This window comes from Agilicoccus flavus (assembly GCF_014857905.1).
GTDB classification, from domain to species: domain Bacteria; phylum Actinomycetota; class Actinomycetes; order Actinomycetales; family Dermatophilaceae; genus Agilicoccus; species Agilicoccus flavus.
Genome location: NZ_JACYXE010000001.1, coordinates 437,714 through 461,105, shown reverse-complemented (window position 1 = coordinate 461,105; position 23,392 = coordinate 437,714). Strand labels below are relative to the sequence as shown.

The following is a 23,392-nucleotide window of genomic DNA, read 5'->3' as shown; positions in this document are numbered from 1 at the left end:
GGCGGACCCCATGACGGCACCATCGCCCGAGCCCCCCGCCCCGCTGGCCGGGGTGCGGGTCCTCGAACTCGGCAACTACATCGCGGCCCCCACGGCCGGCCGGCTGCTCGCCGACTTCGGCGCCGACGTCGTCAAGGTCGAGCGACCGGGCCGGGGCGACGAGCTGCGCGGGTGGCGCCTGCACGGCGGCGACACGTCGATGCTCTTCCGCACCATCAACCGCAACAAGCGCTCCATCGTCATGGACCTGCGCAGCGAGGTGGGGCGGCGCACCGTCCTGTCCATGCTGCCCCGGGTCGACGTGCTCATCGAGAACTTCCGCCCCGGCACCCTCGAGCGGTGGGGCCTGGGGCCCGAGGTCCTCGACGAGGTGAACCCGCGGCTCGTGCTCGTGCGGGTGTCGGCGTTCGGGCAGACCGGCCCGCTGTCGCCGCGTCCGGGCTTCGCGGCGGTCGCGGAGGCGTACGGCGGGTTCCGCGAGCTCGTCGGCGAGCCGGACCGCGCGCCCGTCCGGGTGGGGGTGTCGATCGGCGACACGATCGCCGGGATCTACGCCGCCTTCGGGGCCGTGATGTCGCTGTTCGAGCAGGGCCGCGTGGCCGCGGTGCCGCTCGAGCGCCGCATCATCGACGTGGCCCTCAACGAGGCGATGTTCTCGGTGACGGAGTCGCTCGTGCCCGAATACTCCGCGTACGGCGTCGAGCGCACGCGCACCGGCGGCCGGATGGAGGGGATCGCTCCGAGCAACGCGTACGTGTGCGCCGACGGCGCGAGCATCGTCGTCGCGGGCAACGGCGACGGCATCTTCGCGCGGTACATGCGGGTCATCGAGCGCCCCGACCTCGCCGCCGACCCCGCTCTGGCCACGAACGAGGGCCGCTGGGCGCGCCGCGACGAGCTCGACGACGCCATCGGGCGATGGACGGCGGCGCGGCCGGCGCAGGAGGCGCTCACGCTGCTCGACGCGGAGGGCATCCCGGCCGGCCCCATCCTGCGGGCGAGCGAACTCGTGACCGACCCGCATTACGCGGCGCGCGACATGATCCAGCGCTTCGACGTCAGCGACGGCGCGCGGACGATGAGCGACGTCGCCTTCCCCGGTATCACGCCGGTCATCGGCGGTCGCTCGCTGCCGGTGCGCAACCTCGGCCCCGACCTCGGGGCGGACGGCGCCGCCGTGCTCGCCGACTACCTCGACCTCGACCCCGCCGAGGCCGGCCGGCTCGCCGAGCGCCTCGCCGGCGGGGACGCGGCGTCGGGCCCGGACGCCGGGGAGGTCGCGTCGTGACCGGGGCGATCCGCGACGTCACGCTGCGCGACGGGCTGCAGCTCGCCGGGGGGCGACTGCCGCTGGAGCGCAAGGTCGCCCTCGTGCGCGAGCTGCTGGAGCTGGGTGTCGAGCATCTGGAGATCGGGTCCATGGCCCGGCCGGACCTCGTGCCCGCGACGGCGGACACCCTGGACCTCGTCGCCGCGCTGGAGCCCGACGAACTGGAGCGGTGCTGGGTGTGGGTCGCGACCCCCGGCCACGTGCGGCGGGCGGTCGACGCCGGGGTCCGGCGCCTCCAGTACTGCCTCTCGGTCTCCGACGCCCACAACCGCGCCAACGTGGGGCGGGACGCGGAGACGAGCATGGCCGCGCTGCCCGAGGCCCTCGAGGTGGCCGCGCGCGTGGGCGCCGACGTGCAACTGTGTCTCGCGACGTCCTTCACCTGCCCGTTCGAGGGCCCGGTCGACCCGGACGCCGTCCTCGACCTCGTCCGCGACCCCCGTGCCCGCGGCTGCAGCGACGTCGTCGTCTGCGACACCCTCGGTCAGGCCCACCCGGGCGAGGTCGCCTCGCTGGTGGGGCGGGTGCGCGAGGCCGTCGAGGCGATGCCCGGCGAGATCGGGGTCGTCTTCCACGGCCACGACACGTGGGGGATGGGCGTGGCGAACGCCCTCGCGGCCGTCGAGGCCGGCGCCGACGTCGTCGACGGGGCCCTCGGCGGACTCGGCGGCTGCCCGTTCGCGCCCGGCGCCTCGGGCAACACGGCCACGGAGGACCTCGCGTTCGCGCTGCGACCCGGGTGGCTCGAGCCGGCGGTGCTCCGCCGGCTCGTCGAGCTGGGCGAGGGCGTGACCGCCGCGGTCGACGAGCCGGACCGGTCGCGGGCTGCGAGCGGGGCCCGGTCGCGCGCGACCGCCTTCCCGTGGACCTTCGGCCACGCGGGCTGACCGGCGGGTCAGCCAGAGATCGGCCGGCGCCCGCCGAGCATCCGCGTGACGCGCTCGGCGGCGCCGACGACGTGGTCGATCCAGCCGAGACACACGTCGGCGGGCATGCGCAGGGACGGACCCATGACCGTGATCGCGCCCACGACCTGGCGGTGCGGGTCGAAGACGGGGGCGGACAGGCCGCTGGCGCCCGACTCCCGCTCCCCGGTCGTGATGGCGAACCCGTCGGCCCGGGCCTGGCCCAGCACCTCCCGCAGGCGCGCGCGGTCGGTGATCGTCGCGTCGGTGAGGCTGGGAAGGTCGGCGGCGAGCACGCGGCGGGCGAGCGCGTCGTCCCAGGCGAGGATGACGCGGCCGGCGGACCCGACGTGGATCGGCATCGCCTGGCCGACCCGCATCGGCCGGCGCAGGGAGTGCCGGGTCTCCGCGACGGCCGTGCACACGCGCAGGTCCATCGAGGTCTGGTAGAGGCACGCCGTCTCGCCGGTGATGTCCCGGAGGTCCGCCAGGACCGGGCGGGTGACGTCGAGGATCTCGGCGCCGACCGACCCGGCGGCGGCCCAGTACGCCACGCGGACGCCGATCCGGTAGCCGCGCTCCGTCCGGTCGAGGAAGCCCTCGTCGACGAGGTTGGCGACGAGCCGTTGGACCGTCGAGGCCGGCAGCCCCGAGGCCTCCCGCAGCTCGGCCGCGCTCAGGACCGGGCGCTCGAGGGTGAAGGCGTCGAGCAGCGTGGTGATCTTGCGGAGCACGAGCAAGGGCGTGCCGCCGCGCTCGGAGGGCGCCATCCGCTCAGCCTACGGACGGACTCCTGATCGGCCTTCTCGGAGCGGCCCCGGAGCGGCGCCGGACGGCCCCCGGACGGCCCCTGAGCAGCCCGGTCGTGGTGCGCGGAGATCTGAGGTGGTCGAGGGCCTCGCGTAGGTCATTCGTCCGATGTGGCGGGGTACCTCAGGCGCCCAACGTGGAGGTGTCGGCACCCGCCGACGACACCACCGAAGGAGGCACGCCGTGAGCTGGTACGGAGACGAATACTTCATCGCCGCGGAGGTCGCGTACCGCCGCGAACGCGCGGGCGCGGGACGGGCAGGCCCGGGCGCGGGCGCGCGGGGGGTGCTGCGCGGCATCCGCTCGGACTTCCTCGTCCGCCGGCGCGAGCACCACGACGCCCTGGCCGCCCGGCCGCGCCCCGTCACCGGCGTCGGGTGACCCCGGCGCGCACGATCCCCGAGCCCGGGAGCGGGGGCGCTGCCATGCTGAGGAGCGTGACCCTGGCCCCGCGCCACCACCCGCTCGTCGGACGCGACCGCGAACTGGACGCCGCGTGTCGCCTCCTCGGCCTGGGCCCGACGGCGCCGTCGCGCGTGTCGGGCCTGGTGGTCGGCGGCGACGCGGGGATCGGGAAGTCCCGGTTCATCGCGGAACTCGCGCACCGGGCGGGCGAGGCCGGCCGGCTCGTCGCCGCCGGGCACTGCGTCGGAGCGGCGGGATCGGGCACGGCGTGGCTGCCGTTCGTCGAGCTCGTCGGCGCGCTGGTCGCCGCGGAACCGGACGCGTCGGAGGAGGTCCTCGAACGCCACCCGGCGCTCGCGTCCCTCGTCGCCGGTCGGGACGTCGACGCGCCCGCGGGAGTGTCCCCGGGGGCGGTGGGCGAGGCCGTGCAGGCCCTGCTCGTCGCGGTGGGTCGTCGGCGGCCCCTGCTCGCCGTCGTCGAGGACGTCCACTGGAGCGACCGGAGCTCTCGGGAGCTGCTGACCCTGCTGCTGACGCGCGGCTTCGACGGCGACGTCACTCTCGTCGTGAGCTACCGCAGCGACGACCTGCACCGGCAGCATCCGCTGTACGACACCCTCCCCCAGTGGACGAGGTTGCCCCTCGTCGGGCGGATCTCGTTGGGGCCGCTGCCGGCCGGCGCGATCCGCGAGCTGGTGGCCGGGCAGCCGGGCCCACCGCTCGACCCCGCCACGGTCGATCGGGTCGTGACGCGGTCGGAGGGCAACGCGTTCTTCGCCGAGGAGCTGGCCACCAACCCGGGGGACGAGGGGAAGCCGACCGAGGACCTCACCTCGGTGCTGGAACGCCGGCTGGACCGCCTCAGCGACGACGCCGGCGCGGTGGTGCGCGCCGCGGCCGTCGCCGGCCGGACCGTGCGGCACGACCTGCTCGCCCGGGTCGTGGGGCTGGACGACGACGCCCTCGACCGGGCCCTGGCCGAGGCGATCGAGCACCACGTCCTCGAGCGGGTGCCCCCGGGCGGTCACGCGCTCGGCGAGCTCGGGGCCGGCACGCCCACCTGGTCGTTCCGGCACGCGCTGCTCGGCGAGACCCTCGCGCTGGGGATCCTGCCCGGAGCCGCCCGTCGGCTCCACCAGGCCTGGATCGAGGCGCTGCTGGCGGACCCGCGGTCGTGCTCCGACGCGGCGGTCGCGGCCCACGCCGCGGCCATCGGCGACGCGGCCACCGCGGCGCGGGCCAGCGTCGCCGCGGGGCATGCCGCGATGCGGGTCGGCGGCGCGCGGGACGCCCTCGGGCACTACGAGGCCGCCCTGGGCTGGATCGACGACGACGTGACCAGGGCCGAGGTCGCGCTGTCGGCGGCGCAGGCCGCCGGCGCCACGGGCGACCACGTGCGCGCCCTCGGCCTCCTGCGTGAGGTCCTCGAGTCGATGCCCGCGGGTCGGCACCCCCGGCAGCGGGCTGCGCTCCTGGCCGAGCTGGCGTCCTGGCACAACATCCTCGACCTCCCCGGATCGCCCCTCGACCTGTCGGCGCAGGCGGTGGCCCTGCTCCCGCAGACCCGGGACGCGTTGCGCGCCCGGGTGCTGGGCGTGCGCGTGCACGTGATCCTCGGCGCCGGTAAGCACCGGGAGGAGGCCGAGGCGCTGGCGGACGAGCTCGCCGGTCTCGCCGACGAGCTCGGGGCCCCGGAGGTGGTGGCCGAGGTGAGGATGCTCCGCGCCCGGCTGCTCGAGGACACCGACCCCGCCCGTCAGCGGGACACGGTGGTCGCCGTGGTCGCCGCCCCCGAGACGCCCGACGAGATCCGGTTGCAGGGCCTGTTCCGGCTGGGGATGTCGAGCTACAACGCGGGCGAGATCGAGGCGGCGCACGACGACTTCGTCCGGGGCGCGGACGTCGCCGAGCGACTGCGGCGACCCTGGGGTCTCTACGGGTTCGACTGTCGGCTGCACGCGGGCCGGACTGCGTACCTGCTGGGCCGGTGGGAGGAGGCGGCCGACCGGCTCAGCGCCCCCGCCGACCTGCCCTACCCGGCCCGCGGGCTGCTCGACGGTTCGCTCGTCGAGCTGGCGCAGGCCCGGCGGGCGGACGTGGACCCGGCCCCCCTGCTGCGCGCCCGCGCCTGGTGGGAGGTGGACGCTCTCCTCGTCCTGTGCACGATGGGGCCCGCGGTCGAGCACTACGCCCGGCAGGCGCAGCACGAGACCGTGCTCGAGTGGATCGAGTCGGGCGTGGCGCTGCTGCGTCGGGTCTGGTCGCCGCGCTTCCAGGGCTGGTACCGCCTGGCCGCCCTTCTCGCGGGCCGGGCGGCCGACCTACCGCGCGACATCGACCCGGCTCTGCAGACGCGGTTCACCGACCTCGTCGAGGAGTACGCCGGGTATCTGCTCGGCGACGACGCGACCGCGCGGAGGACGTTCGGCCCGGAGTCCCGGGCCTGGCGCGACCGGCTCGTGGCCGAACGACACCGCATCGCCGCCGGTGCGGGGGAGGGGCCCGACCCCGGCGTGTTCGTGGCCGCCTGGGAGCGATCCGTGTCGTCGTTCGACGCGTTGCCGCACGTCGCGGAGGCCGTGGGCTCCCGCGTGGGCCTGGCGCGGGCCCTCATCGCCGTGGGCCGCCGCTCCGAGGCGGCGGACGTCGTCGCGCAGGCGCGGGCCCGGGCCGAGGCTCTCGGGGCCCGGCCGCTGCTCGCGGTGCTCGACGACCTCGCGGTCGCGCCGGCGCGCGGCGGCGGGGGCGTGCTGACCGCCCGGGAGCGCGAGGTGCTCGAGCTCGTCGCGCAGGGACGCACCAACGGCCAGATCGCGACATCGCTGTTCATCAGCCCCAAGACCGTGAGCGTCCACGTCTCGAACGTGCTGGCCAAGCTCGGGGCGTCGACCCGCGGCGAGTCGGTCGCCACCGCCCGCCGGCTCGGGCTCCTGGGGTGATGGGGTGCGGGGGCTCGGCTCGAGGCGTGCTCGACGGGAGACGAGTCGCGCCGCAGGAGTCACCGACCACGGCCCATATCGCGTCATGATCTCTGCATGACCTCAGTGGTCGACCTGCGAGCGGCAGCGGGAGTGAGCCAGGCCGAGCTGGCGCGCCGCAGCGGCGTCGCCCAGCCCAGTATCGCGGCCTACGAATCGGGTCGGCGTCGCCCGTCGCCGGAGATGCTCGAGCGGTTGCGGGCGGCGCTGCGCCCTCGGCCGAGTGAGGTCCTGTCGGCGCATCGGCCGGAGGTCCTGCGCATTCTCGAGGGACACGGCCTGACCCGGCCGCGGGTCTTCGGCTCGGTGGCCCGTGGCGACGATGCTCCCGGCAGCGATGTCGACCTGGTCGTCGACGTCGACGAGGGAGCGGACGTCCTCGACCTCGTCGACGCGGGCGACGAGCTCGAGGCCCTGCTGGGCTGTCGCGTCGACCTGGTGACCTCCCGCGCGCTGTCGCCCGGCCACGAGATCGGGCGAACCGCCGTGACCTGGTGAGCGAGGACGTGGTGAGCGAACTCGATCGCCGCTACGGCGCGGGCACCGAACAGCGGCTCAGGGACGTGGCGGTGTTGTGTCGCCGAGCGGAGCTCATCGGCGCGCGAGGTCGACGCTGGTACGACAGTGATCCCGAACTGGGCGTGCCGAGGCTGTCCGCCGACTCCGTCGTCCTCAAACTCGGCGAGGCGGTCCGGCGACTCCCGGACGCGTTCCTGGCGGAGCGCAGCGCCGACCCCGCCTGGCGCCGGGCGATCAGCATGCGCCATCACCTGGGTCACGACGAGGACGCTGTGGACGACGAGTTGGTCTGGGGCGTCCTGTCCCGCCACGCCGCAGAGCTGCGAGAGCGGGTGGAGGCCGTGATCCCGGACCGCTGACGCGCGGGCGGCGACCCCGGGCCCGCGATCGTCGGCTCGGCTCGCACGACGAGGGCGGGCCCTGCCGTCACGAACGTGACCGTACGGGGGAACCGGCACCTCGGGTCGGCGTCCTGGGCCGCGCTCGTCACCGATGTCACCTACGCCGCCCGCGCGGACGTCCGAGCCCGTTCCGCCTGCACGCTCTCGCGATCTGGGAACGTGGCGGACGTGATGGGTCGTGACGCGAGCGGGTCGGCCGTCCTCCGGGGCGCGTTGCCGGCCGGTGTCGCCGTCCGGGCCACCGACACCCCGCTCGATCTCGAGGCCGCGCGCTCGTCGCTGCTCGGCGAGGAGGCGGCAGCGGTCGCGGGGGCCGCCCCGACCCGGGTGCGCGAATTCGCGACCGGTCGGGCGTGTGCGCGCGGCGCGCTCGCCGACCTCGGCGTCACCCCCGGGCCCGTGCCGGTCGGGCCGGACCGCGCCCCGCGGTGGCCCCCCGGGTTCGTCGGCAGCATCACCCACTGCGCGGGATTCTGGGCCGCCGCGGTCGCCTCGACCGCCGTGCTCTCGCGCCTGGGCGTCGACGCCGAGGTGCACGCCCCGCTCGAGCCGGACGTCGCCGACCTCGTCATCGCCCCGGGCGAGCGGGAGCGGGTCGCCGGTCTCCCGCCGGGGTGGGCGGTCGCGTGGGACACCGTGCTCTTCTCCGCCAAGGAGGCGGTCTTCAAGGCGACCTTCCCGGCCGACCGCGTGTGGCGGGAGGCCGCGGACGTCGCGGTCGACCTGCGCCCCGACGGGTCCTTCGCGGCAACCTCGCGCACGCCGGAGGCGCTCCCCCCGCTGATCGGCAGGTGGCGGGTGACGTCGACCCTAGTCGTGACGGCGGCGTACTCGCGGCCGGCCGGGTGATCCGTCCGGCCGGGCCGTCGGGCGCGCGGCGTCGCCGCGCGGCCCCGACACCGAGCGGCGTCTGATCCAGCGCCGCGGCGGGGACCGGTTCGCGGGGCCCGACGAGGTCGGCGCCGACGACGCCCCGCCGAGCGTGCCCCCGCCGGCGCGGCCGCCCGGATGGCGGACGGTCGGCGGCCGCGGGCCCGGCGCTCCTGGCCGCAGGGCCGGGCCGGGTCCGAGTTTTCACGCCAACTGCACTGCCTTTTGCGGCGGCGATGACATCGTCGCTGGTCAGGGGGTCGGGCCCGACACGGGGACGTCATTGGCAGTGCAGTTGGCGTGAAAACTGCTGATGCGCGTCGGTCCGACCCGACGTACGGCGGGCCGGCGACGGCCGGCTCGCGTCGTCCCCGCTCGGGTTCGGGGCCGCAGGGTCGCGACCTGCGCCGCCGGCAGGCCGGCCGAGGGCACGGAGGTGGTGATGGCGCGGTCGTCCATCTCATTCCTGACCGTACGGTCAGAGTTGTTCGTCCGGGGCGCGACGCACGTCGACGACGACAACTCCGCCCACCCCGGTCCTACCTGGGGACGATCGTGCTGCCCACGGTCGGTGTCGTCGTGGTCACCGCCGCCGGGACGGCGCCCCGGCCGCTGCCCGGCGGCGCCCTGGTGGCTGCCCGGCCTCGTGCTCGCTCGGGCAATGGCCGCGCCCACTTGGGGAGCGGCCCCCTCGGTCCCGGCGGGCCGTCCGGCGGTGGCCGCCGCCGACGACCGGGGCGACGGCGTGAGTCCTCGGCCTCGTCACCCGTGCCGGGCGAGGTCGTGGAAGAAGCCGTCGACGACGTTCAGCTCGCCGGCGCGGGCCACGGCCTCGTAGACGAACAATCCGACCGCGAGGTCAAGGACGCCGAGCCCGAAGGGCGAGAAGACGACGGTGCGATCCGGCGGGATCTCGGCCCGCCCCGCCATGACGTCGTCGAGCGTGCCGGCGATGAAGTCGCGGCTGCCGGTGAGCTGCTCGACGAGGTGCGGCGACGTGTCGGCCTTGAGGCAGTGGTCGACGTCGTCGACGACGTTGACCGCGCCGAGCAGGATCTCGGGGGTCAGGTCCCGCAGCGAGACGTGCAGCACGACCGGGTGGTGGTCGAACCACGACTCGTCGGTGACGTGCGGGCGGGCCGCCACCGTTGCGAAGACGACGAGATCACTGCCGCGGATGACCGACTCGATGTCGTCGTGCACGACGACCGGGGTCTGGGACGAGCGCGTCAGCGAGCCCGCGAGCCCGTGGGCGCTATCGGGGTCCGGGTCGTAGATCCCGACCTCGTCGAACTCCCATCCCGTGGCCGCGAGGTAGGTGTGGATGTAGCGGGCGATGAGGCCGGCCCCGACGAAACCCACCCGGCGCGGCCGCGGGCGGCCCCGGCTGAGGCGGTCGGCGCCGAGCGCCGCGGAGGCCGCCGTGCGCGTCGCGCTGATGATCGAGCCCTCGAGGCAGGCGAAGGGGTAGCCGGTGTCGTGGTCGTTGAGCAGCAGCAGCGCCGACGCCCGCGGCAGGCCGTACTCGATGTTGCCCGGGAAGCTCGACACCCACTTGAGCCCGTCGACCCCGAAGCGCCCCCCGAGCGAGGCGGGCAGCGCGATGATCCGGGAGAGCGGGCGGTCGGGGAAGCGCAGGAAGTAGGACGGCGGGTTGACCGTGTCGCCGCCGCCGTGGACGCGATAGGTCTCTTCCACGAGGTCGAGGACCTCGGCCGCCCGGCCCCGCAGGGCCGCCTCGACCTGCCCGCCCCCGATGAGCGCGAACCGCGGGGGGTAGTCCTGACCGGTCGGAACGGGCCCGTCGTGGGTCGACGCGGCCGTGGGCGTGCGCCCGTTCGGGGGCGCCGCCGAAGGCCCGGCGGAGGGCGTTCGCGTGTCCGTCGTGCTCGTCGTGTGCGTTCTCGTCTCTGTCGTCATCGTCCGCTCGTCTCGTTCGTCGTGCCGGTCGGGGTCGGGGCGCTCTCGTCGGCCCCGGATGCGCCTCGCGGCGCCTCGCCGGGACGGCTCATCTCGTCGGTCATCGCGACGAGGACCTCCCGCGGCCCGGAGTACGGCTCACGCGCGTGGGCCGTCGCGAGGTTGTCGACGACGAGGAGGTCGCCGGACTGCCACGGCTCGCGCCGCGTGTGCGCGTCGTAGACGTCGGCGAGGAGGGCGACGACGTCGGGGCCGATCGGCTCACCGTCGCCGAAGCACGTCGTGAACGGCAGCCCCTGGGGTCCGTAGCAGTCGAGGAGGAACTCGCGGACGTCGGGATCGAGCGTCCACTCGCTGAGGAAGGCCACCTGGTTGAACCAGCAGCGCCGGCCCGTCACCGGGTGCGTGACGATCGCGGGTCGCCGCTGCCGGGTGACGAGCGAACCGTCCGCCTCCCAGACGGATTCGATGTCGTTCGCGCGGCAGTAGGCGTCGATCTGCGCGGGGTCGTCGGTGCCGAAGGCGTCGCCGACGGTCGCCCCGATGTCCTCGTTGTAGCGCCGGACGAGCATCCAGCCGGTCGCCTCGGCGCGGTCGACGAGGTCGGCCGGCAGCGCGTCGAGCACGTCGGCGGCGTCCGCGATCGTCGTCGCGCCACCCTCGGTCGGCGCCTGCAGGCACGCGAAGAGCATCGTGCCCGGTGGCCGCCGCGCGTAGCTAAGCTCGTGGTGCATGCACATCGGTTGCGCCGCCGGCCACGCCGACGACGAGTAGACCCCGTCGTCGTGGGCGGTGCGGGCCGCGAACGCCTCCCGCTCGGTCATGAGCCCCGAGCCCAGCGCCGTGAAGACCGCCGTGGCCTGCGCGGGGTCGGCCAGGCCCAGCCCGCGGACGAGCAGGGCGCCGTGGCGCCCGACGGCCGCGCGGACCGCGTCGCGATGGCGACCCGCCCACGCGGCGGCGTCGGCTCCGCCGGTGACCCGCAGCAGCGGCGGCGCGTCCGGCCGCAGGTCGATGTCCTCCAGGAGGGATGCGTCCGTGGTGGTGGTCATGGGGCTGACTCCTCGTTCGTCCGGCGTCGGTCGGGGGATGACGTGGGGGATGACGTGGTCCTCACGGGCCGCCATCGCGGCGGCGGCCGGGCGGGCGGCCCGGTCGGTCCCCCGCCGGTCGCCCGTGCGGTGGTCCGTCGCGTCGCTCCCGCGCGGTCGTCGACCACGGCGGCGAGGTCGGCGAGGACGGGATGGGCGAGCAGGTCGCGCACCGTCACCGCCCGGTCGAGGGCGATGGCGAGCTTGACGGCCGCCAGCGACGTGCCGCCGCGGTCGAAGAAGTGGTCGCGCCGCCCGATCTCGGCGACCGGCAGGCCGAGCACGCCGGCCCAGGCCGCCGCGATCCGCGCCTCCGTCGGGCTCGCGGGAACGGTCGACCCGGCACCGGCCGGCGCGTCACCCCCGGCCGAAGGGTCGTCGAGCGCGGTGGCGAGAGCGAGGAGCGCGGCGCGGTCGATCTTGCCGTTGGCGGTCAGCGGCAGGGCCGCGCGGTGATGCAGGGTGCGCGGCACCATGTACGACGGCAACCGCGAGCCCATGAGCGCACGCAGCTCCTCGGCGGGCAGCGCCGCGTCGGCGGCGTAGAAGCCCACGAGCCGGCGGGCGCGGCCCGGCAGGTCGGTGACGACGACGGCGGCGTCCCGCACCCCCGGCGCCCGCACGAGCGCGTCCTCCACCTCCCCGATCTCGATGCGGAAGCCCGAGACCTTGACCTGGTGGTCGCGCCGGCCGAGGAAGTCGAGCTTGCCCTCCGGCGTCCAGCGGCCGATGTCGCCGCCGCGGTAGAGCCGGTCGCCCGGGTGGAAGGGGTCGACGAGGTAGGCGCCGGCGGTGCGTTCGGGGTCGTTGACGTAGCCGCGGCCGACGCACACCCCGGCGAAGACGATCTCGCCGGGCGCGCCGAGGGGGACCGGCACGAGCCGCTCGTCGACGACGTAGACGCGCACGTTGGGGATCGGCGGCCCGAGCGGCACGCGGCCGCCGACCGGTGCCTCGTCCATGACCTCGTGGTTCGTGTCGTCGGAGGTCTCGGTGAGGCCGTAGGCGTTGACGAGCCGCGTCGCCGGCCCGGTCTCAAACCAGCGCCGGGCGAGCTCGGCCTTGAGCGCCTCGCCGGTGACCGAGACGCACCGCAGGGCGGGCAGGGTTCGTCCGCTGGTCTCGAGGTAGGTGAGCACCGCCTCGAGGTAGGACGGCACGACCTGCAGCACGCTCACGCCCTCGGCGTCGATCGTGTCGACGAAGCGCTCGACGTCGAGGATCGCCTCCTGCTCGACGATGAGGGTGCGCCCGCCGACGACGAGCCCGGCGAGGAGCTGCCACAGGGAGATGTCGAAGCACTGCGGCGCGGTCTGCGCGACCGTGTCTCCCGGGCCGATGCCGAGGTCGTCGATCTTGGCCAGGACGTGGTTGAGCAGGCCCGCGTGCTCGCACATCGCGCCCTTGGGCTCGCCCGTCGAGCCGGAGGTGAAGTAGAGGTAGGCGAGGCGCTCCGGGCCGACCTCGACCCCGAGCCCGCCCTCGGTCCCGGCCGTCTCGGCCCCCGCGTGCTCGGCCGCGTCCGCCTCGCCCGCACCCGCGCCGACACCCGCGTCGTCGGCACCCGCGAGAACACGGTCGAGGTCGTGGATCCGGGGGCGTTCGCCCTCGGCCAGGAGGCCCACGGCCGCGTCCAGGCTCCCGCGGCTCGCGCCCTGGGTCAGCACGTGCCGGCACCCCGCGCGGCGCAGCACGCGGGCGATCCGGTCGGCGGGGAACGCGGGGTCGACGGGCAGGTAGGCGCCGCCGGCCCCGAGGATCGCGAGGACGGCGGCGAGCCACTCGAGGTTGCGCTCGGTGATGACGGCGACGACGTCCTCGGCCTGCAGCCCGGCCCGCAGCACGGCCTGCGGCCCGGCCTGACGCCCGGGCTGCGACTCGGGCTCAAGGCCGGCGGCGCCGTCCCCGAGGAGGTGCCTCCCTGCTGCGTCGGCCCGGCGCTGGAGCTGCGCGTACGTCCACTCGCGCGACCCCTGCGTCGCCGCGACGCGGTCCGGGTGCTCCCGCGCCCGGTCCGCGACGAGTTCGTGCACCCGGCGCGGCGGCAGGTCGCGGGCCGGACCCGCGAACCGTTCGAGCTGGTGGCGGATCTCGCGGGCGCCGACCAGACCCGCCGCGTCGAGCGGTGCGTCGGGGTCGGCGGCGAGCTGGGCCAGCGCGGTCGCGTGGTAGCCGGCCAGTCGGCGGGCGTACTCGTCGTCGACGGACTCCCCGCGATAGGCCACCCGTAGCGTCGGTGCGATCCCGAGCGACGCCGTCACGCGCAGCTGCACGCTCGGCGGCAGGCCCACCGGGAGGGCCGCCGCCGCCCCGTCGACCTGCGCGACCGTCTCGACCGCCGCGACGCTCGGCGACCCGGCGGCGAGGGATCGGGCGGCCTCGGCGACGAGCTCACGCCAGGACCCGCCGACCTCGACGCTGCACGTGAGCAGGCGGTCGCCGAGGGCGAGGCCGGCCGTGACGTTCGCCTCGCCGGTGAGCACCGCCAGCACCTTCGCGTGGGCCGCGAGGAGCAGGACCGGCGCGGGCGCCCCGAGATCGACCGCCGCCCGCGTCATCGCGGCCGCCAGCCCCTCGGCCAGGGGATGGTCGATCTCGGCCACGTGGGGGTGGCCGGCGGTCGGGGGCGACGTGGTCCAGCGGGGCAGGGTCGTCATCGCGGATCTCCTGGCGTGATCGTGCGCGGGGCGTGGCCGATGGCGAAGGGTCGACCGGGGCAGGGCGCCGGGGTGGGCAGGCCGCGCGGGGGCCGGCCATCCGAGGAGCAGGGCACGGCGTGGGCGTCGGCCGGTTCGAGGGGCAGGGCCGGGTTGCCGCCCCAGCGGGCGCCGGTGGGCACCTCTTCGCCCTTCATGACGAACGAGGCGGGGGCGATCTGCACGTCGTCGCCGACGGTCACGCCGTAGTGGACGAGGGCCCCCACGCCGACCGTGCAGCGATCGCCGAGCGCGGTGAGACCCGACTTGAAGGCCCCGTCTTCCTGGGAGTGGCACTGCAGGTTGCTGCCCTCGTTGAGGACGCAGTCGTCGCCGAGGGTGAGGAACCTGCGCTCGGGGACGAGGCAGCCGTCGTCGAAGAGGCCGCGCCCGACACGCACGCCCAGCAGCCGCCACAGGACGCCCTTGATCGGGGTCCCGTTGTAGAGGGCGACGAACGCGACACCAGGTCCCTTCCAGTAGCGCTCGTGCCCCCAGAAGGCCCGGTCGTAGATCGAGCACCCCTGCGGCGTCAGCAGTTGCAACCCGGCGTAGACGCGCTCGACGAGCACCCAGAAGGGGATCGGCAGCAGGAGCAGGAGCGCCGCGGCCGCCGGCAGGACGACCGGCCCGTGGACCGGCGAGAACTCCAGGACGAGGCCCGCCACGAGGAGGATCAGGTAGAGCAGGAGGGCGCGGACACCGAGGTAGAGCGCCATCGTCACGCGGTTGTGCCGGCTCTTCGCGCGCAGGCGGCGGCGCAGCTCGGCGCGGGTCAGCAGGCCGAGGGCGGTGTCGCGGCGCACGGTGCGGGGGATCTCGAAGGCGGGTGAGCCGAGCAGTCCGACGTTCTCGCGCACCGGGCCGTCGAGGGGCACCGCGACCTTGGTCGCGAGGAGCACGTTGTCGCCGGTGCGCCCGCCGGCGGGGTAGACGACGTGGTTGCCGAGGAAGTTGCGGGCCCCGATGCGCGCCTCGCGCAGCCGGAACGTTCTCGGCCCGTAGTCGACGTTGAGGATCCTCAGGCCGTCGGCCACGACGGTGCCGCGTCCGACCGTGCTCAGGTAGGGGTTCTCGTGTGTGACCATCTGCCCGAAGTTCGAGCCGGTCTGCTCGATGGGCCGGAGCCGGTAGCCGATCGCGCCGAGGTAGCCGACCGCGTCCGAGGCGTCGCCGAAGAGCGTCATGAACCCGGGGATGTTCGTCAGCCGCGCGACGAGGCGGTGCTTGCCGTAGTGCCAGCCGTAGAGCGGGTACTCGCGCCCGGCGACCAGACCGCGGGCGAGCAGGCGGGGCAGGGTCCTCGCGACGAGCAGGCCGATCGCGATGAGGCCGAGGGTCCAGACGAGCACGGCCAGAGCCGCCTCGAGGTAGATCCACCGATCGGTGAGGAGCATGTGCTCGGGGTGGAGCAGGGGCTCGAGCCGCCCCCTCGACAGGAGCGCCTCGACGAGGCCGAAGGACAGGGGCAGTCCGACGAAGACCGTCGTGGCCACCTGCACGAGGCTGTAGCCGACCCGGCGCGCCCGGTCGCGGCGGTCCATCCGTCGGCGGAACCGGTCCGGTTCGTCGGTCTCGTACCCGTCGGGGGATTCCGCCGAGGGTTCGAGGCGGTACGTCACCGGGCTGGGCACCGCGGGCGTCCCGTGCCACGACTCCCCGGCCGGGACGACCTGACCGGTGTAGAGCGCCGACGCGTGACCGAGCTGGGCGTCGTCGCCCAGCGCCGTGCCGATGTCGAGCACCGAGGACTCGCCGACGTAGGCCCGATCGCCCAGGCCGATGCGCCCGGTCTCGATGACGCCGTCGCGGGCCCGGTAGCCGTTGACGTGGACCTCCTGGCGCACGACAACGCCGGCGCCGAGCGTGACCAGGTCGGTGCAGACGGGCAGGTGGCGGGTGAGGACGACGGCGCCGGGCCCGATCCGCGCGCCGAGGGCCCGCAGGTAGAGCACCGTCAGCGGTGACCCGGCGAACAGGAGCGCGAGGGGGTTGGCGCGGATCGCCGTCTTGACGATCCAGAAGCACAGGTACCGCCCACCCCAGAGCGGGAACTCACGCACCCGCCACCGGCCGACGAGCAGCCATTTCAGGGCGATGGGCAGCGTCGCCCACACCGTGAAGATGCCGCAGCCGACGACGAGCGCACGCCCGTAGACGTCCGCGACGGTGGACGCGACGCTGACCCACTGGAAGCCGCTGAGCAGGACGTAGAGGTTGAGCGTCCCGTAGGCGACGAGCCACGACAGCTGCATCGTGCCGCACACCGCGCGGGCGATCGGTCGATTCCGGGGGAGTCCCGCGGTGGCGCCGGCGGGGGGCTGGATCGGTGCCGGGTCGAGGGCGGGCGCCCGCACGGTCTCCCCGTTCACCGCCCAGGCGCCCGCGTCATGGGCGACGGAGACCGTCGCGTTCTTCGCGACGACCCCCGCCGCGCTCTCGGCGACCGTTACGGTCGCGGCCTCGGCGACCGTCCCCGTCGCGGCCTCGGCGACCGTCCCCGTCGCGGCCTCGGCGACCGTCCCCGTCGCGGCCTCGGCGACCGTCCCCGTCGCGGCCCCGGCGACCGTCCCGCCCGTTCCCCCCTGGCCCGCCCCGGCGGGCTCGGCGGGGTCGTCGGGCGCCAGCGCCCGGGCCAGGTCGGCGACGGTGCCGGCCGCGTAGACGTCGCGCATGGCGATCGCGGGCAGGTCGCCGGCCTTGCGCACCCTGGCGCAGAACCGGGCCATCGTCATCGAGTCGGCCCCGAGGTCGTCGAAGAAGCGACTGCCCGGTGCGACCTCCCCGACGCCGAGCACCTCGGCGAGCACGGCCGCCAGCCGTCCGGCGAGCGACTCGGCCGCCGGCGCGAGGGGCTCCCCGGGGAGCCCCGGGGGAGCGGTGGGGTCCGCCGCCGGCCTCGGGGCGAGGGCGGTGGGGGTCGTCGTCACGGGTGTCGTCTCCTCGTGGGTGGCGCGGGTCGCGAGGTCACGCCGAGATGCGCGAGGCGTGGCCGGGCTCGGGGGGCAGGACGTCGTCGCCGTAGATGTCGGCGACCCAGTTCGCGTGGTAGAGGGTGTCGAGGTAGCGCTCGCCGAAGTCGGGCGCGATGCCGACCGTCGTGAGGGGCGCCCCCCCGCGCTCGGCGTGCCGGGCGAGCCAGGCGCTCGCGCCGCTGACGACGGTGCCGGTGGACCCGCCGAAGAGGAAGCCGCGGCGGGCCAGCCGGTGGCAGGTGCGCACGGTGTCGGGCTCGGCGACCATGACGACCTCGTCGATGATCGACGCGTCGAGCTGGGGCGGCCGCACGCTGGTCCCCAGGCCGGGGATCATGCGCCGGGCCGGGGGCCCGCCGAACGTCACCGACCCGACGACGTCGACGGCGACGACGTGCACCCGTCGGGCCTGCTCGGCGAAGAAGCGGGCGCAACCCATGAGCGTGCCGGTCGTGCCGGCCCCCACGAACAGCACGTCGAGGTCCGGGAACTCGCGCAGGATCTCGGGCCCGGTCCGGCGGTGGTGCGCCTGCCAGTTGCCGGGGTTCGCGTACTGGTTGAGCCACAGGTAGCGCGGGTCGGAGTCGCACAGCCGGCGCACGTGCTCGAGGCGCGCCCCGAGGAACCCGTTCTCGGGGTCGGGCCGGGTCACCTGGTGCACGCGGGCCCCGTAGGTCTCCATGAGCTGGCGGGTCGCGAGGTTGCACCGCGGGTCGACGACGCAGACGAACGGGTAACCGCGGTCGGCGGCGATGACGCTTAGCGCGACCCCGAGGTTGCCCGAGCTCGACTCGATGAGGATCGAGTCGGGGTGCAGGAGGCCCTCGCGCTCCGCGCGCTCGACCATCTCGGCGGCGGCCTTGATCTTCACCGAGCCCGCGAAGTTGAAGCCCTCGACCTTGAGGTGGAGCGGGATGTCGAACCCCGGCTTGAGGTCGACGAACAGCGCCGGTTCGTCGTAGGCGTGTGGTGTGCTGATGACGGTCATGTCGTCTCCCCCTCGTCGCCGGGTCGGTCGCCCTGCGTCGGTTGTCCGAGGACCGTAGGCCGGGCGGGCGCGGGTGCGCATCGGGCGGTGGCCTTAGACGAGGCCCCGTCACGCCTCAGTCGTCCGCCGCGCCCAGACCCGTCCGCTCCTCCCTCCGACCTGCGACGACGTGGACGGGTCACGTCGCCCCCGGCGCACCTAAGACGAACGCGGCCGGCTCTGAGGCGGGTGCTCGATGCGCGCCCGCCCCGGGCTGCCTAGCGTCCGGAGGGCGACGCCGGAGCAGACCGGGCGGCCGCGAGGAGAGGGACATCACCATGACCGACACCACCCCCGCGCGCCCGCGTCCAGCGGTCGGGTCCGCGCCCGCGGCTTCGCCTCGGGCCCCGGGGGTGGTGCGGCGGGCGACCGGCGGCGGTCTCACGACCGCCGCCGTCATCGGGGCCGACGTCGCCGGGTTGTTGGCGGCCGGGGTGCTCAGCGAGTTCTACGACCGGGTCGTCCTCCTCGACCGCGACGCCGCCCGCGGCCGGCGCGGCCGAGCCGACCCGCCCGAACTCCTCGGCCCCGCCCGCCCCCTGCGCGGCGTGGTGCCCCGGCTCCTGGACGACCTCCTGCCGGGCACGACGGCCGAGCTCGTCCGCCGGGGGGTGCGTGCGGGTGACCTGGGGCGCGTGGTCGTCCACGGCGCCGGTCGGCACCGCCTCGCGCCGTGCGACACCGGGTTGCGCACCCTCTCCGGCGGGACCGCGACGCTCGAAGCGGTCCTGCGCGACCGCGTCGGTGACCTCCCCGGCGTCGAGATCCGCGTCCCCGCCTACGTGCTCGACCTCCTCTTCGACGAGGCCGGCGGGCCGACGGCGGGCGCCGCGGCAGCGGGTCCGGGCGGAGTCGTCGGCGTGCGCGTCACGAGCGAGGGCGGCCGGGGCGACGAGAACGTTCCGACCGACCTCGTCGTCGACGCCTCGGGGCGGTCGTCGCGGACGGCGATCTCCCTCGCCCGCCACGCCCACGAGGTGCCGCAGGAGGAGTCCGCCGGCCCGGATCGCCGGTCGACGACGCGCCGGTTCCGGCTGCCGCGGGAACACGACCCGGGATGGGCGGCCGTGGTCCAGGCGCCTGGCCCGGCGCCGGGCCCCGCGTCGCCGGGGCCGGCGGTGTGCCGGTGGCTGCGGGCGGTCCCGTCGGCCGGCGCCGTCGCCGCCCACCTGCGGGACGACGAGTGGCTCGTCACCCTGTCGGGCCCCGGGGCCGCGCCGCCGGGTGACCTCGCGGGCTTCCGCGCCTTCGCCCTCGCGCTCGGCCGACCGGAGCTCGACGCCCTGCTCGCGGTCATGGAGGCCCTCGGCGACGCGGTGACCCCCCGGGCGACGTGGACCCGGCGCCGCCGCTACGAGCGGCTCGCGCAGGCCCCGGACGGCGTCGTCGTCGTCGGGGACGCGCTCGTCTCGCTCGACCCGACCGATGGGTGGGACGCCGCGATCGCCGTCGCGCACGCGCACTCCCTGCGCGACCGCCTGCGCGACCGCCTGCGCGACGGCGTGACGGCCCCGCCCCGCCCCCTCGGCGCGGACTTCTTCGGCCGGGCCGCGGCGTCGGCGGACGGCCCGTGGAGACGGGCCACGGGCCGCGCCCCCGGCCGGTCCTGGGCCGGCGTCGCGGCGGGTGTGCTCGCCGACGCCCAGCTCGAGGCGATCGCCGCCGCCGCGACGCGGGACCCCTCGCTGGCGCGGGCGGTGCTGGTCGTCGACGAGTTCGCGGCACCCGTCTCGACCCTCTTCTCCGGTGCGGTCGTCGCGGCGGCGGTGCGCGACGGGCCGGCCCGGCTCGGGCCCTGCGCGACCCCTGACCAGCCATGCGGTGGGAGGACCCGACGCGGCCCGGGGCAGGGCCTGCCACGTCCCGACGCGGAACGGCGGGGCGTCGACGGGTTCCCTTGGCGCGCAGAACAGGCCATGATTGCATGATGGACGATCGTCCTGTTGCGGCTCTCGTCGGACGCGAGGACTGCCTGGGGACCTGAGTGAGTGTCTGAGCGGAGCGGCCGGCGGCCGGCCGCGGATCGTCGTCGTGTCCGGAGAGACCGGAGTCGGGAAGACCCGGCTCGTCGGCGAATTCGTCCGGCGGGCCCCGGCGCGGGCCCTCGTCGGCGCCTGCGTCCCCGTCGCCGGCGAGGCGCTGCCGTTCGCCCCGCTGGCCCAGGCCCTGCGCCGGCTGCGCCCGGACTCCGACGGTGGCGACCTCGACGCCTATCCCGACCTGAGGCACCTCGTCTGTCCCGACGACGGGGCTCCCGCCGGTCGCACCCACCAGCTCGGCTTCTTCCAGTCCGTCCTCGGTCTCCTCGGGGACCTCGGGCGTGCCCGGCCGGTCGTCCTCGTCGTCGAGGACATCCACTGGGCCGACCGCTCCACCCTCGACCTCGTGCGGTTCCTCGCGACGAACCTCGCCGACGAGCGTGTCCTCGTCGTCCTCACCTACCGCGCCGACCAGGTGACGGGCGCGTCGGCCGTCCGGATGTGGCTCGCCGAGCTCGGCCGCCTGCCCCGGGTCGAGCACCTGCGGCTGCCGCGGCTCGACCCGGGGCAGACCCGCCGGCTCGTCGAGGCGTTGGCCGGGCCGGGCCTCGATCCGGGCCTCGCGCAGACGATCGTCGCGCGGGCCGACGGCAACCCCCTGTTCACCCAGCATCTGGTGTGGCACTCCTCCACCGACGGGGCCGGGATGCCGATCGCCCTCAGCGACCTGCTCGAGGCGCGCCTGAGCTGCCTGCCCGAGGCGACCCGATCCCTCGTCTCCGCCGCCTCGGTGCTGGCCCGCCGCACCTCGCCGACCACGCTCGCCGCGACCGCCGGGATGAGCGTCGAGGCGGTCGAGGACGCCCTCGTGCCCGCCCTCGACGGGCACGTGCTGCGCCTCACCGACGACGACCGGATCGACTTCCACCACCCCGCCTTCCGCGAGGTCGCTTACCACGCGCTCCTGCCGACCCGCCGGGCCCGTCTGCACCGCGCGGCGGCCCGGGCCCTCGAGGACACCGTCGGGTCGGCCGTCCCGGGAGGCGGGCCGGCGGACGGGCGGGCCAGCGCCGGCGAGATCGCGCGGCACTGGCACCTCGCCGGCGACCTGCCGCGCGCCCTCGACTCGGCGCTCGCGGCCGCCTTCGCCGCCGAACGCATCTACGCGTTCGCCGACGCCCACGCGCACTTCCTGAGGGTCCTCGATCTTCTCGAGCGGGTCGACGCGCAGGTCGACCGGATCGAGGTCCTGCGACACGCGGCCCGGTCGGCCCGCGTCCTCGGCGATCACGACGAGGCGGTCCGCCTACTCGGGGTGGCGCTCGCGGCCGATCTGCCCGACGGGCTGCGCTGCGCCGTGCTCGAGGAGCTCGCCTACGCCCACGCCGTGCGCGGCCACGGCCCGGCCACGGAGGCGGCGCTGCGCGAGGCCCTCGGCCTCCTGGCGCCGGGGGAGCGCAGCGTGCTGGCCGCCAAGGTGCACGCCGGCCTGGCCACGCACGCCGCGGCCTACTCCCAGTTCGACCAGGCCGAGCGGGAGTGCGCGGTGACCCTCGAGCTCGCGGTCGCGGTGGGCGCGCGCCGGGAAGAGGGGCGGGCCCGCAACGCGCTGGGCCTCGTCGCCGCGGCGCACGGGGATCACGACGGCGCGGCGCGCGAGCTGCGCGAGGCGCTCGCCGTCGCGCGGGAGTCCGGGTCCCCCGACGGGGTGTGCGACGCCTACATCAACCTCTCGCACGTGCTCGGGGAGGCGGGCCGCCACCGGGAGGTCGTCGAGGTGGCGCGGATCGGTCTCGAGGAGCTCACCCGCCTCGGCGTCATGCAGCAGACCGGGACGATCCTGCTCGCCAACGCCGCGGAGTCACAGTTCCGCCTCGGCCGCTACGACGAGGCCGCGGCGCTCGTCGGTCGATCGTTGCGGTACGGGTCGCGCGGCATGGTGGCCGCCCCGACCCTGTGCCGGGCAGCCCAGGTCGACATGGTCCGCGGCGAGTTCGAGGCCGCGGTCGGCCACTGCGATCACGCGCGCGCCATCGTCGAGGTCGAACGGGCGCCGCTCGGGTGGGTGCGCGAGGTGGCCGAGATCTCCGCCGAGGCCGAGCTGTGGGCGGGGCGACCCGAAGCCGCGTACGGGGTGGTCATGGCGGGGCTCGAGGCGATCGCCGACACCGACGAGGAGCGCCGCTGCGCGCTGCTGTACTGCCTCGGGCTACGGGCCCTGGGCGACCTCGCCGACTCGCGCCGCAACGAGTCGGCCCGTCGGACGCGACGACACATGCGGGCGGACCTCGCCCAGCTCGCGGCCGCGCGCCCGACCCGAGACGGGGCCGATGATCCGCCGGCGACGACGGCGTGGATCGCCACCGCCGCGGCCGAGTCGTCCCGGGCCGCGGGGCACGCCGAGCCGGACCTGTGGGTCGAGGTGGAACGCGAGTGGCGGGTCCTGCAGCGCCCGCTCGAGACCGCCTACGCCGCCTGGCGCCAGGCCGAGAGCCGGCTCGCCCGCGGGGTGGACGCCGCGGGCATCCACGCGCTGCGGGCGGCCGCGGCCCTGGCCGGGCGGTTCCGCATCGTGCCCCTCGTGCAGGACGTCGATCGGCTCGCCCGCTGGCATCGCATCGAGGTGCTGCCGGACGAGGCGTCGGGCGCCGGACGCTCGTCGAACGGGGTGGCGGGCGACGTGACGGCGAACGGCGCCCCGGTGAACGGCGGCACGCGGATCGGACCGGACCCGGTCGACCCGGCGCCGAGCGTCACCGACGAGCTGTCCGCGGAGTACGGGTTGACGCCCCGGGAGGTCGAGGTGCTGCGCCGGCTCACCGAGGGCCGCACCAATCAGGAGATCGGCCGGGCGCTGGGCATCAGCCCCAAGACGGCGAGCGTCCACGTCTCCAACATCCTGCGCAAGCTCGACGTCACCGGACGCGCCCAGGCCGCTCGCGTCGGCCACGGCCTCGGCGTGTGGCGGGACCTCGACGACGACGCCGGATCGTGGACGACGCCCGTGTCGAGCAGCGCCCCCGCGCCCGTGCCCCGCCCCTGAGATCGAGACCGGGCGACCTCGGCCCCTCGACGCGTGGGGGATCCCGCAGAGGGGCGGCCCGCGTCGGATGTCGCTCCCCGGCCGGGGAGTTCGTCAGCTCCATGCCGGCCGGTCCGCCCACGCGGCCTGCCCCCGATCGGGGACCGCCCACGTCGTGGGGCGCGGGGACCAGGCCGGGAGTCGCGTGTCGGCGCCGTCGAGACGCGTCTGCGCCCGGATCGGCGCGGACCCGCCGCTATGAACGTCGAGCGGGCCGCCGAGCTGGACGTCGGTCTGGACGTCGACGTGTCCGGCGAGGGTCTGGCGGTGGGATGACGGGTCGGTGTCGTCGGTGTACATGAGCGGTCCTTCGATGGGTCGTGAGAGGGATCTCCCCCACGACGACGCTAGGGACGGGCGGTCGACCGCACATCGGCCGCGGCCCTCAGACGGGGCCCACCCAC

Annotated in this window: 16 protein-coding genes; 9 read left to right on the top strand and 7 right to left on the bottom strand. The window is 75.7% G+C overall.

Annotated elements, in window-relative coordinates; translation table 11 throughout:
* The first annotated feature begins 10 nt into the window (after window positions 1-10).
* On the top strand, window positions 11-1,288 hold the full coding sequence (locus ICW24_RS02035) for a CaiB/BaiF CoA transferase family protein (RefSeq protein ID WP_226344039.1): 1,278 nt from the start codon (window positions 11-13) through the stop codon (window positions 1,286-1,288).
* Window positions 1,285-2,217, top strand: a complete 933-nt coding sequence (locus ICW24_RS02030; RefSeq protein WP_226344038.1) for a hydroxymethylglutaryl-CoA lyase-like TIM-barrel protein — start codon at window positions 1,285-1,287, stop codon at window positions 2,215-2,217. Before ICW24_RS02035 ends, ICW24_RS02030 begins: the two co-directional genes overlap by 4 nt.
* An 8-nt stretch (window positions 2,218-2,225) precedes the next feature.
* On the opposite strand, the gene ICW24_RS02025 is transcribed toward ICW24_RS02030, so the two are convergent.
* The gene (locus ICW24_RS02025) at window positions 2,226-3,005 is read right to left on the bottom strand and encodes an IclR family transcriptional regulator (RefSeq protein WP_226344037.1); all 780 of its coding nucleotides are present in this window, start codon (window positions 3,003-3,005) and stop codon (window positions 2,226-2,228) included.
* 223 nt (window positions 3,006-3,228) lie between these two features.
* Between ICW24_RS02025 and ICW24_RS02020 the strand changes: the two genes are divergently transcribed.
* The 5 genes from ICW24_RS02020 (at window position 3,229) to ICW24_RS01995 (ending at window position 8,197) form a co-directional block, all read left to right on the top strand.
* Window positions 3,229-3,426: a hypothetical protein gene (locus ICW24_RS02020; RefSeq protein ID WP_226344036.1), complete on the top strand. Its 198-nt coding sequence runs from the start codon at window positions 3,229-3,231 to the stop codon at window positions 3,424-3,426.
* Window positions 3,427-3,482: 56 nt separating this feature from the next.
* Window positions 3,483-6,389, top strand: a complete 2,907-nt coding sequence (locus ICW24_RS19540) for a helix-turn-helix transcriptional regulator (RefSeq protein ID WP_307781272.1) — start codon at window positions 3,483-3,485, stop codon at window positions 6,387-6,389.
* Between the two features lie 96 nt (window positions 6,390-6,485).
* A complete protein-coding gene (locus ICW24_RS02005; protein WP_226344035.1) occupies window positions 6,486-6,926 on the top strand; it encodes an XRE family transcriptional regulator in 441 nt (146 codons plus the stop codon).
* An 11-nt stretch (window positions 6,927-6,937) separates the two neighbouring features.
* Window positions 6,938-7,306 (top strand): HepT-like ribonuclease domain-containing protein, encoded by a 369-nt coding sequence (locus ICW24_RS02000; protein WP_226344034.1) that lies wholly within the window; start codon window positions 6,938-6,940, stop codon window positions 7,304-7,306.
* A gap of 213 nt (window positions 7,307-7,519) precedes the next feature.
* The gene (locus tag ICW24_RS01995) at window positions 7,520-8,197 is read left to right on the top strand and encodes a 4'-phosphopantetheinyl transferase family protein (protein ID WP_226344331.1); all 678 of its coding nucleotides are present in this window, start codon (window positions 7,520-7,522) and stop codon (window positions 8,195-8,197) included.
* A gap of 783 nt (window positions 8,198-8,980) precedes the next feature.
* Here the strand turns inward: ICW24_RS01995 and sbnB are convergent.
* From sbnB to sbnA, 5 genes are read right to left on the bottom strand one after another with little or no spacing between them, the layout of a single operon-like run.
* A complete protein-coding gene (gene sbnB, locus ICW24_RS01990) occupies window positions 8,981-10,138 on the bottom strand; it encodes a 2,3-diaminopropionate biosynthesis protein SbnB (protein ID WP_226344033.1) in 1,158 nt (385 codons plus the stop codon).
* On the bottom strand, window positions 10,135-11,190 hold the full coding sequence (locus ICW24_RS01985) for a TauD/TfdA family dioxygenase (RefSeq protein ID WP_226344032.1): 1,056 nt from the start codon (window positions 11,188-11,190) through the stop codon (window positions 10,135-10,137). Before ICW24_RS01985 ends, sbnB begins: the two co-directional genes overlap by 4 nt.
* Window positions 11,187-13,886 (bottom strand): non-ribosomal peptide synthetase, encoded by a 2,700-nt coding sequence (locus tag ICW24_RS01980; protein WP_226344031.1) that lies wholly within the window; start codon window positions 13,884-13,886, stop codon window positions 11,187-11,189. The genes ICW24_RS01985 and ICW24_RS01980 overlap by 4 nt, the downstream gene beginning before the upstream one ends.
* The gene (locus ICW24_RS01975) at window positions 13,883-16,855 is read right to left on the bottom strand and encodes a Pls/PosA family non-ribosomal peptide synthetase (protein WP_226344030.1); all 2,973 of its coding nucleotides are present in this window, start codon (window positions 16,853-16,855) and stop codon (window positions 13,883-13,885) included. Before ICW24_RS01975 ends, ICW24_RS01980 begins: the two co-directional genes overlap by 4 nt.
* A 37-nt stretch (window positions 16,856-16,892) precedes the next feature.
* Window positions 16,893-17,888: a 2,3-diaminopropionate biosynthesis protein SbnA gene (sbnA, locus tag ICW24_RS01970; RefSeq protein ID WP_226344029.1), complete on the bottom strand. Its 996-nt coding sequence runs from the start codon at window positions 17,886-17,888 to the stop codon at window positions 16,893-16,895.
* A gap of 317 nt (window positions 17,889-18,205) precedes the next feature.
* Here sbnA and ICW24_RS01965 point away from each other — a divergent pair, with 317 nt between their 5' ends.
* Both ICW24_RS01965 and ICW24_RS19535 read left to right on the top strand, forming a co-directional pair.
* The gene (locus tag ICW24_RS01965) at window positions 18,206-19,855 is read left to right on the top strand and encodes a hypothetical protein (RefSeq protein WP_226344028.1); all 1,650 of its coding nucleotides are present in this window, start codon (window positions 18,206-18,208) and stop codon (window positions 19,853-19,855) included.
* Window positions 19,848-22,949: a helix-turn-helix transcriptional regulator gene (locus ICW24_RS19535; protein WP_307781271.1), complete on the top strand. Its 3,102-nt coding sequence runs from the start codon at window positions 19,848-19,850 to the stop codon at window positions 22,947-22,949. Before ICW24_RS01965 ends, ICW24_RS19535 begins: the two co-directional genes overlap by 8 nt.
* 93 nt (window positions 22,950-23,042) lie before the next feature.
* On the opposite strand, the gene ICW24_RS01950 is transcribed toward ICW24_RS19535, so the two are convergent.
* Window positions 23,043-23,288 carry a hypothetical protein gene (locus tag ICW24_RS01950; protein ID WP_226344027.1) on the bottom strand — a complete coding sequence of 82 codons (246 nt, stop codon included), beginning with the start codon at window positions 23,286-23,288 and terminating at the stop codon, window positions 23,043-23,045.
* Window positions 23,289-23,392 lie beyond the last annotated feature (104 nt).